Raw genomic sequence first — 15,225 nt, forward strand, 5'->3', positions numbered from 1 at the left:
GCGGCGTGCGCTGCACGCGCCGGCGCGTGTGGATGGGAGATTGTCCAGCATCTTATGGTCGGCCCCATTGACCGACGATCGGACGCATCCTATTTCCCTTGCAGGCTTTTCATGTTTGAGGTGCTTCGCCGATGTGCCGCGGAAACGTCGCACGGCACATCGGAAACTGCCGCTTCTGCTGGGAAGCGTCCTACATAAACATCAGGAAATTCAGCAGAAGGATGTTCACCACCAGCAAGGTCAGCGCGGTCGGTATCTGCACCTTGATCACGGCGTTCTTATCCGGCAGTTCCAGCAACGCCGCCGGCACCATGTTGAAGTTCGCGGCCATCGGCGTCATCAGCGTGCCGCAGTAGCCCGAGAACATGCCGATTGCCACCATCACGGCGGGATTGCCATGGAACACGCCGACCAGGATCGGCACGCCGACGCCACCCGTCATGACCGGGAACGCAGCGAAGCCGTTGCCCATCACCATCGTGAACAGCGCCATGCCGATGCAGTACACGGCCACCGCGATAAAGCGGTAGTCGAGGCTGATGTAGGCGGTCGTCACGTGAGCGACGGCTTTACCGACGCCCGCATCGGAGAACACGAGGCCCAGCATGCCGAGCATTTGCGGCAGCACAGCGGCCCACGAGAGCGCGTCGACCAGACGGCGCGCTTCCTTCATCGACTGACCGACGGTGTCGCGCGTCAACACGCAGGCAATCGCGAGCGCAATCACGCAGCCGATGCCGAAGCCGATCAACGTGACGTTGGCCTTTTCGATCAGCGGCAGTCCGCCGAATACCAGGTGGCTCGCCGACAACGTGACGATCACGGTGACTACCGGAATCGTCAGCGCGGGCACGAACAGCTTGTTGCGAAGGCGCGCGGCGCTCGCCTTGCGTGCTTCGAGCGACAGCACTTTCGGCTTGCCCGCGGTCACGCCGCCGAAGCCGGCGATCAGCGCCATCACGATCACCGCGACGCCGACCACGGCGGCCGGCAGCTTGTCGCCGATCAGAAAGATCAGCGCGTAGAGAATCCAGAAGCCGCCGGCCGTCAAACGGCGGGGGTGTTCCTTGTCGGTAACGATCATGCCGCCGATGATCAGCAGCACCACACCCAGCAGCCAGAACAGATAGGTAATCGTGAGCGTCATGCTTTGTCTCCAGCGGCGGATTGCGTCCGGGATACGGCGGCGTTGCCGGCGGTGGCATTGCTCGCTGTGGTGTTGCCGCGCAATTCGCGGTCGAGCTTGCGGTCGAGCAGGTACAGGCGGAAGCCGTGAATGAGGAATGCGCAGATCGCGGTCGGAATACCCCAGACCGCCACGTGAATCGGTTCGACGACGATGCCCGCCTCCTTGAGGAAGGTGGTCATCAGCACGATCGCGCCGAACGCCACGAAAATGTCTTCGCCGAAGAAGAGACCCACGTTGTCGGTCGCCGCCGAGAATGCGCGCAGCTTGAAGCGCACCGCGTCGCTGATCTTGCCGAAGCGCGTTTCGGTTGCGCCTTCGGCCATCGGCGCAATGAGCGGACGCACCATCTGCGGATGTCCGCCGAGTCCGGTCAGGCCAACGGCCGCAGTCAGCTCGCGCACGAGCAGATAAACGATCAGGAGACGCCCGGCCGTGGCAGCCTTGATGCCGCCGATCCACGTCTGCGCGCGCTCACGCAGGCCGTGCCGTTCGAGCAGGCCGATCACCGCGAGCGGTAGAAGAATGATCAGCGGGATGTTGCGCGTCTTGATGAAACCGGTGCCGATTTCGGCAAGGATTTTCTCGGGCGGGAAGTGCGCGGCCAGCCCGGTGATGATCGCGGCGACTGCCACGATCAGCATCGGATTGAACCGCAATAAAAAGCCGACGATGATGACGGCCACGCCGATCAGCGGCCATAGACTGACTGTTGTCTGCATCTGGATCTCCAAACAGGTTTCAACGTCGCCGCTTGTGACGGCCAATGGGCCGGCGCGTGGCGATCCGCGCGCCGTTTTGTTTCCGCGGCTCTTGATGGCCACGTTGCTACGCATGCAACTGCAACTGCATTTACTGCTGTGACTACCGCGACTACTGTGACTATTGCGATTGGGCTGCGGATACCGCAATGCACCCCTCACCTGGCTAACGCCCCGCGTGGAGCGGGGCGTTAGGGCGTAACGAGGAGTATTCGCGTCGGGTTCAGACGCTTGCGGCGCCGGCCGCGTGAACTTCGATGCCGGCTTGCTCGAGCGCGCTGCGGATGCGCCGCGCGAACGCGAGCGCATGCGGACCGTCGCCGTGCAGGCAAATGGTCTGCGCGTTCAGAAAGACCCATTGACCGTCGACGGCGCGCACGCGCTGCTCGCGCACCATCGCGAGTGTGCGTTCCAGCACTTCGTCCTCGTCGTCGAGCAGCGCGCCGGGTTCTTTGCGCGGCACGAGCGAGCCGTCGGCGCGATAGCCGCGATCGGCGAATACTTCTTCGATGGCGGTCAGCCCCGCGTTGCGCGCGGCCGTCACGAGACCGCTGTTGGCCAGCGCGAACACGGCGACCGACGGGTCGAAGTCATGCACGGCCGAGACGATTGCGTCGGCGATCTTCGCGTCGCGCGCGGCCTGGTTATAGAGCGCGCCGTGCGGTTTCACATGCGCGATGCGTCCGCCCTCGGCCTGCGCGATCGCCGACAGTGCGCCGAGCTGGTACAGCACGCCCGCGTAGATTTCGCTCGCCGGCAAGTCCATTTCCTTGCGGCCGAAGTTCTCAGGATCGTTGAAGCTCGGATGCGCACCGATCGACACGCCTTTCTGCACCGCCCAACGCACGCAGTCGCGCATTGCCTTGGCACCGCCCGCATGCCAGCCGCACGCGATATTCGCGGAACTGACGAGGTCGAGCAGCGCCTCGTCGGAGCCGCAGCCTTCGCCGAGATCGGCGTTCAGATCGATTTCCATGGTGTTCCTCTACTCTTCGTAAGACGCCGGGCCGTCCCAAGTGTTCTTGCCCCCTCGGCAGCTTGGCGCGACGCGCCAGATTTGGGGGCAGTCATTCTCACAGCGCCGCGATGGCCGGCTGCCGCGCGCAACGTTCCTGATGCATGGCGATGGCGGCATCGATCTGCCGCAAATACGTGCGCTCTTCCAGCAAGGCCTGGCGCGCCTCGTACGATGTCGTCGGGATAAAGCGGACGGCCGCGTTCAGGCGCACTTGCGCGAGCTTCCATAAGTCGGCTTGGATCACCGCGCCGATCTTCGGATAGCCACCGGTGGTTTGCGCGTCGCTCATCAGCACGATCGGCTGGCCATTCGGCGGCACCTGAATCGTGCCTGGCAGCACCGCGTGCGACAGCAGATCGGCCTTCTGTTTGCGCTTCAGTTCGCTGCCCGCGAGCCGGTAGCCCATACGGTTGCTGTTCGGTGTGACGAGCCACTCGTCGGACCAGAACGATTCGTGCGCTTCCTCGGTGAAGCTGTCGTATTCCGGGCCGCGCAGCACGCGGATAGGCACGGCCCAGGACACGCCCGACGGATGACGGCCGCGCCGCACCGGCTCGTCGACGAGCACGAACTTGCACCAGGCGGGCGCCTTCACGCCGAACTCGGGCGAGTCGGGCGAAAAGCCGACGTGGCCGCGCTGCGGCGGCGCGCCGACCGGCAGGCGATCGCCGTCGCGCAGCGCCCGGCCGCCGAGGCCACCGAAGTGGCCGGCGAGATCGGTGCTGCGCGAGCCCAGCATCGGCAACACGTCGATGCCGCCTGCCACGCACACATAGCCGCGCATGCCGCGCTTCGCCGCGTTCAGCACCAGTTCCTGGCCGGCTTTCACGGGCAAGCTCCACCATGAATAGACCGGCTTGCCGTCGAGCGTCGCGCCGAATTCCGTCCCGGTGATGGCCACCCGCGTCGCGCGCAAAAAGCGCAGCACGGTAGGGCCGAAAGTGACTTCCAGACCGGCCGCGTCGGGCCGGTTGCCGACCAGACGGTTGCCGACTTCGAGCGAGAGGCGGTCAAGCGCACCGCCCATTGCGACGCCGAGATGCCGGTAACCGTGGCGGCCGAGGTCCTGAATCGTGGTCAAAAGACCTGCGCGAATCACGTCGATCATGCGTGTATCCCCGCGATGGTGAAGCGCACCCGGTCGCCGGGTTGCAACAAGGTGGGCGGGCGGCGCGTCGGATCGAAAAGCGGCAGTTCCGTGCGGCCGATCAGTTGCCAGCCGCCGGGCGACGTGGCCGGATAAATGCCCGTCTGCTCGCCGCCGATGCCGACGGAGCCGGCCGGTACTTCGAGTCTCGGCGACGCGCGGCGCGGCGTATGTAGCGCTGCTTCGAGGCCGCCCATATAGGCGAAACCCGGCTGGAAGCCGAGAAAAAACACGACATACTCGCCGCTCGAATGACGCTCGACCACCTCGCGCACGCTCAAGCCGGTGTGGTTCGCCACGGCCGCAAGATCGGGGCCGAACTCACCGCCGTACTGGACCGGGATTTCGACTTGCCGGCCCAGCGCGGGCGCTTCGCTGACCGCGTCCCAGGCTTCCAGCAAGCGACTCGTCAGCGCGTCGCGGTCGGCTTCGAGCGGATCGAACACGAGCGTCAGATTGTTCATGCCCGGCACGACCTCCAGCACATGAGGCCAGTCGCGCGCGACTTCGGCGGCCGCCCAGACGCGGCGCTGGCAGTCCAGTGTCGCGGGCGGGGACGCCTCGCAAACCAGCGCAGCGTCGCCGAGCGGAAAAATTTGGGGTTGGCTCATGGCTTGAAGACCCGAAGAAGTCGAAGAAATCCTGCACTGCGCATTGCCGAAAACCATGGCGACGTGGTTGCGCGATGTCTGGAGCATACATTGTCAATAAAATATCAACAATTTCTCAATAAGAGTTTTCGCCAGGTCCCCCGATTTCAGCCGCTCGTCGTACACTCCCGACACTTCCCATTCTGTTTCCTGAGAAATTCACATGTCGCGGCATCCCACCAAGATCGTCTCCTCGGAACATCTCGTGTCCGACACGAGCGCGGAGCTGTCCGAGCTCGAGTACGCGCTCATCATGGCCGGCAATGCATTCAACCGATGGATGGTGCGCTGCATGTCTGCGGCTGGCGAAAAGGACATGACCGCTATCGAGGTGTCGCTGCTGCATCACGTGAGTCATCGGGAACGCCGCAAGAAGCTGGCCGACATCTGCTTCGTGCTCAACATAGAGGACACGCACGTCGCGACCTATGCGCTGAAGAAGCTCGTAGCTAGAGGGTATGTAAAAAGCGAAAAGACCGGCAAGGAAGTGTTTTTTTCGGCAACCGAAGCAGGCCGCGCGCTGTGTCTGAAGTATCGCGAGGTGCGTGAGAGCTGCCTCATATCGACGCTGAAGGAAAGCGGCCTGACCAACGCGCAGATCGGCGAGGCGGCGCAACTGATGCGCAATGCGTCGGGGATGTACGACACCGCCGCGCGGGCGGCGGCGTCTTTATAAAGGTGAAACGCTGAACGGAGCCGGTCGGCAGTGCACGCGGCGCTCATCTGCCGCGCGTTTTTGAGCAGGCTTACGCGGCGGCGCGCGGATAAAGACCCGTTTCGGTGACGATCATGTCGAGCGGAATGTCATGGACTTCGCGCTCCAGTGCCGGCGTGCGGCACGCTTCATACGCGACGCCGACGGTGATCGGCTTCTTCGCGCCAGGCCAGCCGGCGAGTGTGCGGTCGTAATAGCCGCCGCCGTAACCGAGCCGGTAAGCCTCGGCATCGAAACCGACGCACGGCACGAGCAGTAGCTCGGGTATCACCATTTGCCCGGTTGTGGGCTCCGCTATCTTGTGATGGCCGATTCTCATCGGCGTATCCGGTGCCCATGCGTGAAACTCCAGCGGCAACCCGCGTTCCTTGATGATCGGCAAACTTGCTTCGCGCTGCGGACTGCCGCTGAGCCAGATTGAGATCGCGGTGCGTGCATCGAATTCGCCCGCGAGCGGCCAGTAGAATCCCACGCTGTTCACGTCGAAATGCTTGAGCGCATCGAGAATGCGACGGCCGAGCGCGGCATTGTTCGTTGGCTCGGAAGCCGCTTGCAGCCTTGCTTCCAATAGCATTCGACGCAGCGCCTTTTTCGATTCCGCGACAGGGTTGCATGCTATGCTTGGGTTCAATTCGCGCTCCAGAAACAACGATGTCAAAAAGTCTTTACCGAGTATATCGCGCGGCCGGTCTGGCGCTTGCCGCAGCAGCACTCGTCGCGTGCAGCACCGCGTCAGCCGTCAAGCCCCTTCCCATTTCGCAGCTCACGAACGACGATCAGATTTTCGTCCAGTTGCGCGAGGCCGCCCGCAATAACGACGCGGCGCGGGCTGTGCAGTTGGCGAGCATGATCACAAGCTATCCGGCGCCTTCGTACCTGGAGTATTTCCAGATCAAGCCGCAGCTCTTCGATTCGAGCGGCCATGCTCGGGTCGACGCGCCCGATGCGCCGGTGCTCGCGTTCCTGCAGAAGTACGACGGCCAGGCCATTGCCGACCGCATGCGCAACGACTACCTCACGGTGCTCGGCACGCGTCATGACTGGCGCAACTTCGATCAGCAATATGCGCGCTTCGTGCTGAACGACGACACGCAGGTCAAGTGCTACGCGCTCGAATCGCGTGCGTCGCGTGGCGAAAATGTGGTGGACGCGGCGCGCGCGCTGCTGGTCGACCCGAAATGGTACGGCGACGGTTGCGTCGATCTGATCACCATGCTCGGCGTCAACAAACAGTTCAGCACCGACGACGTCTGGCAGCAGATCCGTCTCGCGTACGAGCAGAACTACACGAATACCGGCAGCAAGCTGATCGACGCGCTCGGCAACCAGGCGCCCGATCCCGTGCTGTTCGGTCAGGCCACGAGTACGCCGCCGCTGTTGCTCGCGCGCGGTGTCGGTCCCGACCCGCAGTCGCATCAACTCGCGTTGCTCGCGATCACGCGCATGGCCCGCAACGATCCGGCCATGGCCGCGGCTACGTTTGCATCGGTCGCGCCGTCGCTGAATTCGCCGGAGCGGGCAATTGGCTGGGGCACGATTGCGTATCAGGCGGCCGCAAAGCAGATGCCGAGCGCGGTCGACTGGTACAGGTTGTCGGCGAACGCGCCGTTGTCGAATCCCGCGTATGAGTGGCGCACGCGCGCCGCGCTGCTGGCGGGCGACTGGACCATGGTGCGCTGGTCGGTCGAACAGATGCCGGCCGCGCTGCGCAGTCAGCCGTCGTGGGTGTATTGGCATGCTCGCGCGCTCAAGCAGGCCGGCGACATCACCACGGCCAACCAGGAATTCGAGTCGATCTCGCAGGGCTATAACTTCTACGGCCAACTGGCCGCCGAAGAACTCGGCCAGAAGATCGTGGTGCCGCCGAAAACTGCAGTGACCGACTCCGAAGTTCAGCAGGCCGGCAATACGCCGGGCTTCGATCTGGCGCAGCGTTTCTATGCGCTGAATCTGCGGCTCGAAGGCAATCGGGAATGGAACTGGCCGCTGCGCAACATGAGCGACCGGCAATTGCTCGCGGCCGCCGAATACGCGCGCCGTATCGAGTTGTACGACCGCACCGTCAACACGGCTGATCGCACGAAAACCGAACACGATTTCTCGCTGCGTTATCTGTCACCGTTCCGTGACATCGTGGAGCGCGATTCGCAGTCGAACGGGCTCGACGTGGAATGGGCCTATGGCCTGATTCGCCAGGAATCGCGCTTCATCATGAACGCACGCTCGGAAGTGGGCGCGAGCGGCTTGATGCAACTGATGCCGGGCACCGCGCAACTGGTCGCGAAAAAGATCGGCCTGGGCCCGATTTCGCGCGAGCAGATGAACGACATCAACACCAACATCCTGCTCGGCACGAACTATTTGTCGATGATCTACAATCAGTTCGACGGGTCCGCCGTGCTGGCCACCGCGGGTTATAACGCCGGGCCGGGCCGTCCGCGCAACTGGCGGCAGTCGTTGCAGCATCCGGTTGAAGGCGCGATCTTCGCCGAGGCGATTCCCTTCCAGGAAACGCGCGACTACGTAAAGAATGTGTTGTCCAACACGGTCTACTACGCGGCATTGTTCGAAGGCCGTCCGCAATCGCTGAAGGCGCGTCTGGGTTACATCGCACCGTAAGCGCCGTGCCGCCGCCGCCTCGTTTCGAGGCGGCGGCGCGCCACGCCAGCCGTTGCCGCGGCTTCCACCAGGGAGTCGAAAATGCGACATAAAGCCATTGCGATCATCGGCGGTTCCGGTTTTATCGGCAGCCATCTCGTCAACGCCCTTGTTGAAATGGGCAAAGACGTGCGCATCGCCACGCGGCGCCGCTACAACGCGCGCCATCTCACGCTGCTTCCTATCGACGTAATCGAGACCGACGTGTTCGATCCGGTTCAGCTCGCGCGCTTTGTCGAAGGTACGGACTGTGTGATCAATCTCGTCGGCACGCTGCACGGCAAACGCCGCACGCCGTACGGCCCGGAATTCGCACGCGCACACGTCGAACTGCCGACTCGAATCGCGGCAGCTTGCGAGGGCAAGGGCGTGCATCGGCTAATTCATCTCAGTGCGCTTGGCGCCGACTCGAATGGCCCAAGCATGTACGCGCGCTCGAAGGGCGACGGCGAGAAAGCCGTGCATGCGGCCAACCTCGCGTGGACGGTTTTTCGGCCATCTGTCGTGTTCGGTCCGGAAGACCAGTTCCTCAACAAGTTCGCGTTCTTACAGCGCATCTTTCCGGTCATTCCGCTTGCGATGCCGGATGCGAAATTCCAGCCGGTCTATGTCGGCGATGTGGCGAAAGCCATCGTCAACGTGCTCGATCTCGATGCGGCCAGCGGCCAAACGTATGAACTGGGCGGACCGAGTATCTACATGCTCGAAGACCTCGTCAAATATTGCGGCGATGTGATCGGCCGGCACGCGAGCATCATTCGTCTGCCCGAAGCGTTCGCGCGCTTGCAGGCAATGACCTTCGAAATGGCGCCCGGCGAACCCGTCATCACGCGCGACAATCTCGATTCCATGAAAGTCGATAACGTGTTGAGCCGCCCGCTTGCGCCTGAGCTTGGCATCGAGCCGGCCAGCATCGAAACGATCGCGCCTGTCTATCTGACCGGCGCGTCGGCGCGTTCGCGTTTCGATGCGTTCCGCGCGAGCGCGGGGCGCTGAACTTTTCCCTTCTCTTTCCCATACGGACAGGCATGAAGCTGCTTATTGGTGACAAGAATTATTCTTCCTGGTCGATGCGTCCGTGGCTGCTGTTCAAGCATTTCGGCATTCCGTTCGACGAAGTGCTGATCCATCTGAACCAGCCGGGCACCAACGCCGCGGTGCTCGCTCACGCGCCGAACGGCCCGGGCAAGATCCCATGTCTGATCGACGATACGGGCCTCGCGATCTGGGATTCGCTCGCGATCGCCGAGACGCTTGTCGAGCGCTTTCCGCAGCACGCGTTATGGCCGCGCGACGCGGCGGCGCGCGCTCATGCTCGCAGCGTGAGCGCCGAGATGCATTCGGGCTTCGGTGAATTGCGCTCGAACATGTGGATGAACATTCGCGCGTCGTTCCCCGGCAAGAACGGGAAGTCCGGCGTGCTCGCCGACATCGCGCGTATCGAGGCGATCTGGCGCAACTGTCTCGACACGTACGGCGGTCCTTTTCTGTTCGGCGAGTTCAGCATTGCGGACGCGATGTATGCGCCGGTGGCCATGCGTTTCAATACATGGCAGCCGGCGCTTTCAGAGGCGTCGTCGGCGTATGTTCGCCGGATCAAGGCCGTGCCTGCCGTGAAAGCCTGGATCGACGCCGCGCTCAGCGAGACGCACGCTATTGCGTATCTAGACGAATGCCCATGAACATCTATGCAGTAGGCGGCGCGATTCGCGACGAGTTGCTGGGCGTGCCGGTGCAGGACCGTGATTACGTGGTGGTCGGCGCCACGCCCGAGCAGATGGTCGCGCAGGGCTATCGTCCAGTGGGCAAGGACTTCCCCGTGTTCCTGCATCCGCAGACGCACGAGGAGTACGCACTCGCGCGCACCGAACGAAAAACGGCGGCCGGCTATCACGGCTTCCAGTTTTTCTACGCGCCGGAGGTGACGCTGGAGGAAGACCTCGCGCGCCGCGATCTGACGATCAACGCGATGGCGCGCGAGGTGCGCCCGGACGGCGAACTGACCGGGCCCGTTATCGATCCATTCGACGGACAGCGCGACTTGCAGGCAAAGCTCTTTCGCCATGTCAGCGACGCGTTTCTCGAAGATCCCGTGCGCATCTTGCGGATCGCGCGATTCGCCGCGCGCTTCGCGGATTTCACCGTCGCGCCGCAGACACTTGCACTGATGCGCAAGATGGTGGCCGAGGGCGAAGTGGATGCGCTGGTCGCCGAACGCGTGTGGCAGGAAGTGTCGCGCGGCTTGATGGAGAAGAGGCCGTCGCGCATGTTCGACGTGCTGCGCGAATGCGGCGCGTTAGCGCGGATTCTGCCGGAAATCGACGCGCTCTTCGGCGTGCCGCAGCGCGCCGACTATCATCCCGAGGTCGATACGGGCGTCCACGTGATGATGGTGCTCGACCATGCCGCGCAGCAGGGCTATGCGCTGCCGGTCAGGTTCGCCGCGTTGACGCACGACCTCGGCAAAGCGACCACACCGGAAGACATTTTGCCGCGGCATGTCGGCCACGAGGGCCGCAGCGTGGATTTGCTCAAGCCGTTGTGCGAGCGGTTGCGCGTGCCGAACGAATGCCGCGACCTCGCGTTGCTGGTGGCGCGCGAGCACGGCAACATTCATCGCGTGATGGAAATGGGCGCGGCTGCGCTCGTGCGGTTGCTGGAGCGCAGCGACGCCATTCGCAAGCCTTCGCGTTTCGCTGAGGCGTTGCAGGCTTGCGAGGCGGATGCGCGCGGCCGGCTCGGTTTTGAAGCGCGCGAATATCCGCAAGCCGAGCGCTTGAGAGTCGCGCTCGTCGCCGCGCGAGGCGTGGATGCCGGCGCCGTCGCGAAGCAACTGGCCGATGCGCCGGCCGGCATCAAGGATGCTGTGCATCAGGAACGCGTGCGGGCAGTGGCAGCGGCGCTTGGCTGAGTGAGGCGCGCTCGCGCCGGTTAGGTTTCTGGCAGCGCCGCCTTCCGCGTGTCCAGATGCCGAAGGGCTTTATAGAAGCCGGGCGATAAGCGACAGCAGCATCGACAGCAACAGCGTCGACATAAATGGAAACGGGTATTCGCGCCCGAACAGACGCAACGTGACGTCGCCCGGCATCCGCCCAATGCCGAGCTTGCGAAGCCACGGCCAGCAAGCCGACAACACCGCCAATGCAACGAAGGTAGTCAATAGCCAGCGGATCATCGCGAGTATCCCGGCATTACAGCGTGTGCGACCGGTCGCCGCTGGAAAACGCCCGCAGTGTGTCTTCCAGGCCGCGCGAAAATGCGATCACCTTGAACAGCTCGCCCATCTCGGCCTCCGACAACAACTTCTGCACCGCATTCGCCGCGGGCAAAAAGCGCGCGGTGTCGCCGGGATCGATTTCGGATAACGCATCGGTAATGCCTGCGTTCAGCAAGAAACGCGCTTGCGATGTAAAGCCCAGCAGATCCGCGCCCGTCTCGACTCCAGCTTCGGCGATGCCGGTGAATTCCACGTGTGCGGTAATGTCCTGCAAGCCCGGATAGACAAACGGATCGCCATGCGCGCGATGCCGGTAATGGCACATCAACGTGCCTTGCGCGCGCTGCGCGTGGTAGTACTCGTGACGCGGAAAACCGTAGTCGATAAAAAACGCAGCGCCGCGTGACAGCATCGTGCAGATGGTCCGCGTGAAGGCACGCGCCGCGTCGTGCGTTTCGGCCAGATAGTCGCCGCTGCCTGCCATGTCGATCTCCGACAGCAGCGCGATATCGGCGGATGCTGAGACCGGACGGTCCTCGAATGCGAACCACGCGTCGCGCCACACGACGCCGCGCTCGCGCCAGGCGCCGTCGACGGAAGCGAAGAGTCGCACGGGCATCGCGTCCAATACCTCGTTGCCGATCACCGCGCCCTCGAAGCGCTCGGGCAATGCGTCGAGCCAGCGCACTTTGCCGGCGAGTGTGGGCGCGGCCGCTTCGATGGTTTCGCGCTGACGCTCGCGCAATTCGCCCGACAGATCGACGATCGAGTAGCTGTCGAATTGGGCGCCGAGCGCCGTGAGTGCGTTGAGCAAACCAGCCGCGAGTTTGCCGGTGCCGGCGCCGAACTCCATCACGTCGCGTGTGCCGCTTGCCTGCAAGGCTTCCGCGATTGGGCGCGCGAGCGTCGCAGGGAACAGCGGAGATAGTTCAGGTGCGGTGACGAAGTCGCTGCCGTCGTCGCCACGCAGGCCAAATTTACGGGCGCCGCCGCTGTAATAGCCGAGTCCCGGCGCGTACAGCGCGCGCTCCATATAGCGGTCGAACGGCAACCAGCCGCCGGCCGTATTAAGCTCCGCGCGAATCAGCGCGACCAGCGCTTCGGACTGCGCGAGCGCGCTGGGGCCGGGAGCAGGTAAACTATCGGGTTGGTGAGCTTTCGGATTCATCCCCGCATTGTAAATGACCGCTTCTCTCGACACCGCTGCTGGCCGCGCGCCTGAAACGCCGCGTATCGTGCTGATTACCGGCGCCGCGCGCCGCATCGGACGCTCGCTCGCGCTCGGCTTTGCCGCGCGGGGCTGGGACGTGGCCGTTCACTACGGCGCGTCACGCGAGGAAGCGCAAGAAGTCGTCGCGGAAATCGTCGGCATGGGCCGCCGGGCGGTGGCTTTGCACGCGGAACTGGGCGACGAGGCGCAAGTCGCGGCCTTGTTGCCCGCCTGCATCGCGGCGTTGGGCCGGCCGGCGTGCATCGTCAACAACGCGTCGCGCTTCGAGGAAGACACGGCGCGCAACGTCGGCTACGAGCTGCTGCTGAAGCTCACCGCGATGAACCTCGGCGCGCCGCTCGTGCTGGCCCGTATGTTGTTCGACGCGACGCCGCAAGCCGCGCTGACCGACGAAACACAGCGCAGCGTCGTGATCAATGTGCTGGATCAGAAGCTGTACAACATGAATCCGGATTATCTGTCGTATACGCTGTCGAAGGCGGCGTTGCAGACAGCCACGGTCGCGCTCGCGCAGGCATTGGCGCCGAAAGTGCGCGTGGTCGGGCTCGCGCCTGGGCTGACGATGCAATCCGGCGATCAGACGCCGGAGAGTTTCGAAGCCGCTCACCGCACTACGCCTTTGGGTCGCGCGTCGCGGCCGGAGGATATTGTCGCCGCCGCGCTGTATCTCGCGGATGCAACCGGCGTCACCGGAACGACGCTGGTGGTCGACGGCGGGCAGCACCTTGTGCCGCTGCCGCGCGACGTAATGTTTTTGACGGGTTTTTGACGGGCGCCTGAAGCGCCGCTTTGCGCGCCCCCGCACCCTTTTTTCGACTGGAACGAACATGTTTGCCGCTCTTTCGCATCCCCGGCTCGCCGATTGCCGCCGGCTCTTTCTGCGCAATTACGAAGTGCACATCAACATCGGCGTGCACGACTTCGAAAAGCGCGGCGAACAGCGCGTCGTGATCAACGTCGAACTGTTCGTGCCGCTCGCGCTTTCCACGCCGGTGCAGGACAAGCTGGACGAAGTCGTCGACTACGACTTCATGCGTTCGACCATTTCACGCCGCGTCGAGCAAGGCCATATTCACCTGCAGGAAACGCTGTGCGACGACCTGGTGCAGACCATGCTCGCACACCCGCAAGTGCGGGCGGCGCGCGTGTCGACTGAAAAGCCGGATGTCTATCCCGACTGCGACGCGGTGGGCGTCGAAGTTTTCCGCGTCAAAGAGGACTGAGCCATGGACGCTCCTGAAATCCTGAACGACACTCACGACGCCTCGCCCGCCGCCCGTCCGAAGTCGCCGCTTACGCGCCGCGAACAGAAGGAAGCGTACGAGAACAACAAGTTGTTCAAGCGGCTTGCGCGCCAGGTCGGCGAGGCAATCGGCGACTTCAACATGATCGAGGACGGCGACAAGGTGATGGTCTGCCTGTCGGGCGGCAAAGATAGTTACGCGATGCTTGAAATCCTGATGCGGCTGCGCGAGCGCGCGCCGATCAACTTCGAGATCGTCGCGGTGAATCTCGACCAGAAGCAGCCGGGCTTTCCCGAACATGTGCTGCCGGAGTATCTGAAGCAACTCGACATTCCGTTTCACATCGAAAACCAGGATACGTACAGCATCGTCAAGCGGCTGGTGCCGGAGGGCAAAACCACCTGCTCGCTGTGCTCGCGGCTGCGGCGCGGCATTCTCTACCGCGTCGCGGGCGAACTCGGCGCGACCAAGATCGCGCTCGGCCATCATCGCGACGACATTCTGCAAACGCTGCTGCTGAACATGTTCTACGGCGGCAAGCTGAAGGGCATGCCGCCCAAGCTGCAATCGGACGACGGCAAGAACATCGTGATCCGTCCGCTCGCCTACGTGAAGGAAACCGATCTGGAAAAGTACGCCGAGTTGCGTGAATTCCCGATCATTCCGTGCAATCTGTGCGGCAGCCAGCCCAATCTGAAACGCGCGGAAATGAAGGCGCTGATCCGCGATTGGGAGAAGCGCTTTCCGGGCCGCATCGAGAACATGTTCAACGCGTTGTCGAACATCGTGCCGTCGCACTTGATGGATCACAAGCTGTTCCCGTTCGCGGGTCTGCGCGCCACCGGCGAGGCCGATCCGCAAGGCGACATCGCATTCGACGAAGAACCGTGTTCGACCGATGCCAATATGGGCGCGCCGCTCGGCGCAGTGCGACCTGTCTCGATCGTCCAGTTCGACGATATGTGAGCGATGTGATCGGAACGCCGGCGAAAATGGCGTTTCCGCGCTGACTTCCGCATGCAATGTGGCCGCTTTCGTGGCCATTTTCGCAACAAGGTGCGTGATAGAATCGTCGGCTCCAAACTAGTCTATTTGCCGACGCCATGAACATCGTGATTTTGGCGGCAGGCACCGGTAAGCGCATGCGTTCCGCGCTTCCCAAGGTGCTCCATCCCCTGGCCGGCCGGCCGCTCCTCGCTCATGTCATCGACACTGCCCGTACGCTCAAGCCAACGCGGCTCGTCGTGGTGATCGGTCATGGCGCAGAAGCGGTACGCGAGACCGTCGCCGCGCCCGACGTGCAGTTTGCCGTGCAGGAACAGCAGTTCGGCACGGGCCACGCGGTGCAGCAGGCTTTGCCGCTTCTCGATCCTTCCGTGCCCACGCTCGTGCTTTACG

17 protein-coding genes are annotated in these 15,225 nt (G+C 63.4%); 9 read left to right on the forward strand and 8 right to left on the reverse strand.

The window, feature by feature from the left end; all coding sequences use genetic code 11:
- Positions 1–190: 190 nt before the first annotated feature.
- From C0Z16_RS32465 to pxpB, 5 genes are all read right to left on the reverse strand, one after another.
- On the reverse strand, positions 191–1,147 hold the full coding sequence (locus C0Z16_RS32465) for a DUF979 domain-containing protein (RefSeq protein WP_102636116.1): 957 nt from the start codon (positions 1,145–1,147) through the stop codon (positions 191–193).
- Positions 1,144–1,908, reverse strand: a complete 765-nt coding sequence (locus C0Z16_RS32470) for a DUF969 domain-containing protein (RefSeq protein WP_102636131.1) — start codon at positions 1,906–1,908, stop codon at positions 1,144–1,146. The genes C0Z16_RS32465 and C0Z16_RS32470 overlap by 4 nt, the downstream gene beginning before the upstream one ends.
- A 262-nt stretch (positions 1,909–2,170) precedes the next feature.
- On the reverse strand, positions 2,171–2,923 hold the full coding sequence (pxpA, locus tag C0Z16_RS32475; protein WP_102636117.1) for a 5-oxoprolinase subunit PxpA: 753 nt from the start codon (positions 2,921–2,923) through the stop codon (positions 2,171–2,173).
- Between the two features lie 97 nt (positions 2,924–3,020).
- Positions 3,021–4,073, reverse strand: a complete 1,053-nt coding sequence (locus tag C0Z16_RS32480) for a 5-oxoprolinase subunit C family protein (RefSeq protein ID WP_102636118.1) — start codon at positions 4,071–4,073, stop codon at positions 3,021–3,023.
- Positions 4,070–4,723, reverse strand: coding sequence for a 5-oxoprolinase subunit PxpB (gene pxpB, locus C0Z16_RS32485; RefSeq protein ID WP_102636132.1), 654 nt, complete (start codon positions 4,721–4,723; stop codon positions 4,070–4,072). The genes C0Z16_RS32480 and pxpB overlap by 4 nt, the downstream gene beginning before the upstream one ends.
- A 202-nt stretch (positions 4,724–4,925) precedes the next feature.
- Here pxpB and C0Z16_RS32490 point away from each other — a divergent pair, with 202 nt between their 5' ends.
- A complete protein-coding gene (locus C0Z16_RS32490; protein WP_102636119.1) occupies positions 4,926–5,438 on the forward strand; it encodes a winged helix DNA-binding protein in 513 nt (170 codons plus the stop codon).
- Positions 5,439–5,508: 70 nt separating this feature from the next.
- Here the strand turns inward: C0Z16_RS32490 and C0Z16_RS32495 are convergent, their stop codons facing one another.
- Positions 5,509–6,051: a 5-formyltetrahydrofolate cyclo-ligase gene (locus tag C0Z16_RS32495; protein ID WP_244201437.1), complete on the reverse strand. Its 543-nt coding sequence runs from the start codon at positions 6,049–6,051 to the stop codon at positions 5,509–5,511.
- Positions 6,052–6,128: 77 nt separating this feature from the next.
- Here C0Z16_RS32495 and C0Z16_RS32500 point away from each other — a divergent pair, with 77 nt between their 5' ends.
- From C0Z16_RS32500 to C0Z16_RS32515, 4 genes are all read left to right on the forward strand, one after another.
- Positions 6,129–8,096 (forward strand): lytic transglycosylase domain-containing protein, encoded by a 1,968-nt coding sequence (locus C0Z16_RS32500; protein ID WP_102636120.1) that lies wholly within the window; start codon positions 6,129–6,131, stop codon positions 8,094–8,096.
- A gap of 81 nt (positions 8,097–8,177) precedes the next feature.
- On the forward strand, positions 8,178–9,131 hold the full coding sequence (locus C0Z16_RS32505) for a complex I NDUFA9 subunit family protein (RefSeq protein WP_102636121.1): 954 nt from the start codon (positions 8,178–8,180) through the stop codon (positions 9,129–9,131).
- A gap of 32 nt (positions 9,132–9,163) precedes the next feature.
- The gene (locus C0Z16_RS32510) at positions 9,164–9,817 is read left to right on the forward strand and encodes a glutathione S-transferase family protein (RefSeq protein ID WP_102636122.1); all 654 of its coding nucleotides are present in this window, start codon (positions 9,164–9,166) and stop codon (positions 9,815–9,817) included.
- A complete protein-coding gene (locus C0Z16_RS32515; RefSeq protein WP_102636123.1) occupies positions 9,814–11,046 on the forward strand; it encodes a multifunctional CCA addition/repair protein in 1,233 nt (410 codons plus the stop codon). Before C0Z16_RS32510 ends, C0Z16_RS32515 begins: the two co-directional genes overlap by 4 nt.
- Before the next feature lie 69 nt (positions 11,047–11,115).
- Here C0Z16_RS32515 and C0Z16_RS32520 read toward each other — a convergent pair whose 3' ends face one another.
- Complete coding sequence (locus C0Z16_RS32520; RefSeq protein WP_102636124.1) at positions 11,116–11,310, reverse strand: DUF2905 domain-containing protein; 195 nt, start codon at positions 11,308–11,310, stop codon at positions 11,116–11,118.
- Between the two features lie 16 nt (positions 11,311–11,326).
- Complete coding sequence (locus tag C0Z16_RS32525; RefSeq protein ID WP_102636125.1) at positions 11,327–12,520, reverse strand: class I SAM-dependent methyltransferase; 1,194 nt, start codon at positions 12,518–12,520, stop codon at positions 11,327–11,329.
- Between the two features lie 13 nt (positions 12,521–12,533).
- On the opposite strand from C0Z16_RS32525, the gene C0Z16_RS32530 reads away from it, so the two are divergent.
- From C0Z16_RS32530 to C0Z16_RS32545, 4 genes are all read left to right on the forward strand, one after another.
- Entirely contained in the window at positions 12,534–13,352 is an 819-nt protein-coding gene (locus tag C0Z16_RS32530; protein WP_102636126.1) for an SDR family oxidoreductase, read from the forward strand.
- Between the two features lie 58 nt (positions 13,353–13,410).
- Complete coding sequence (locus tag C0Z16_RS32535; protein WP_102636127.1) at positions 13,411–13,806, forward strand: dihydroneopterin aldolase; 396 nt, start codon at positions 13,411–13,413, stop codon at positions 13,804–13,806.
- A 3-nt stretch (positions 13,807–13,809) separates the two neighbouring features.
- The gene (gene ttcA / locus C0Z16_RS32540; protein ID WP_102636128.1) at positions 13,810–14,793 is read left to right on the forward strand and encodes a tRNA 2-thiocytidine(32) synthetase TtcA; all 984 of its coding nucleotides are present in this window, start codon (positions 13,810–13,812) and stop codon (positions 14,791–14,793) included.
- A 137-nt stretch (positions 14,794–14,930) separates the two neighbouring features.
- Positions 14,931–15,225 (forward strand): NTP transferase domain-containing protein (locus C0Z16_RS32545; RefSeq protein ID WP_158244558.1); only part of this gene is annotated, 295 nt, incomplete at its 3' end.

This window comes from Paraburkholderia rhynchosiae, from assembly GCF_002879865.1.
GTDB classification, from domain to species: domain Bacteria; phylum Pseudomonadota; class Gammaproteobacteria; order Burkholderiales; family Burkholderiaceae; genus Paraburkholderia; species Paraburkholderia rhynchosiae.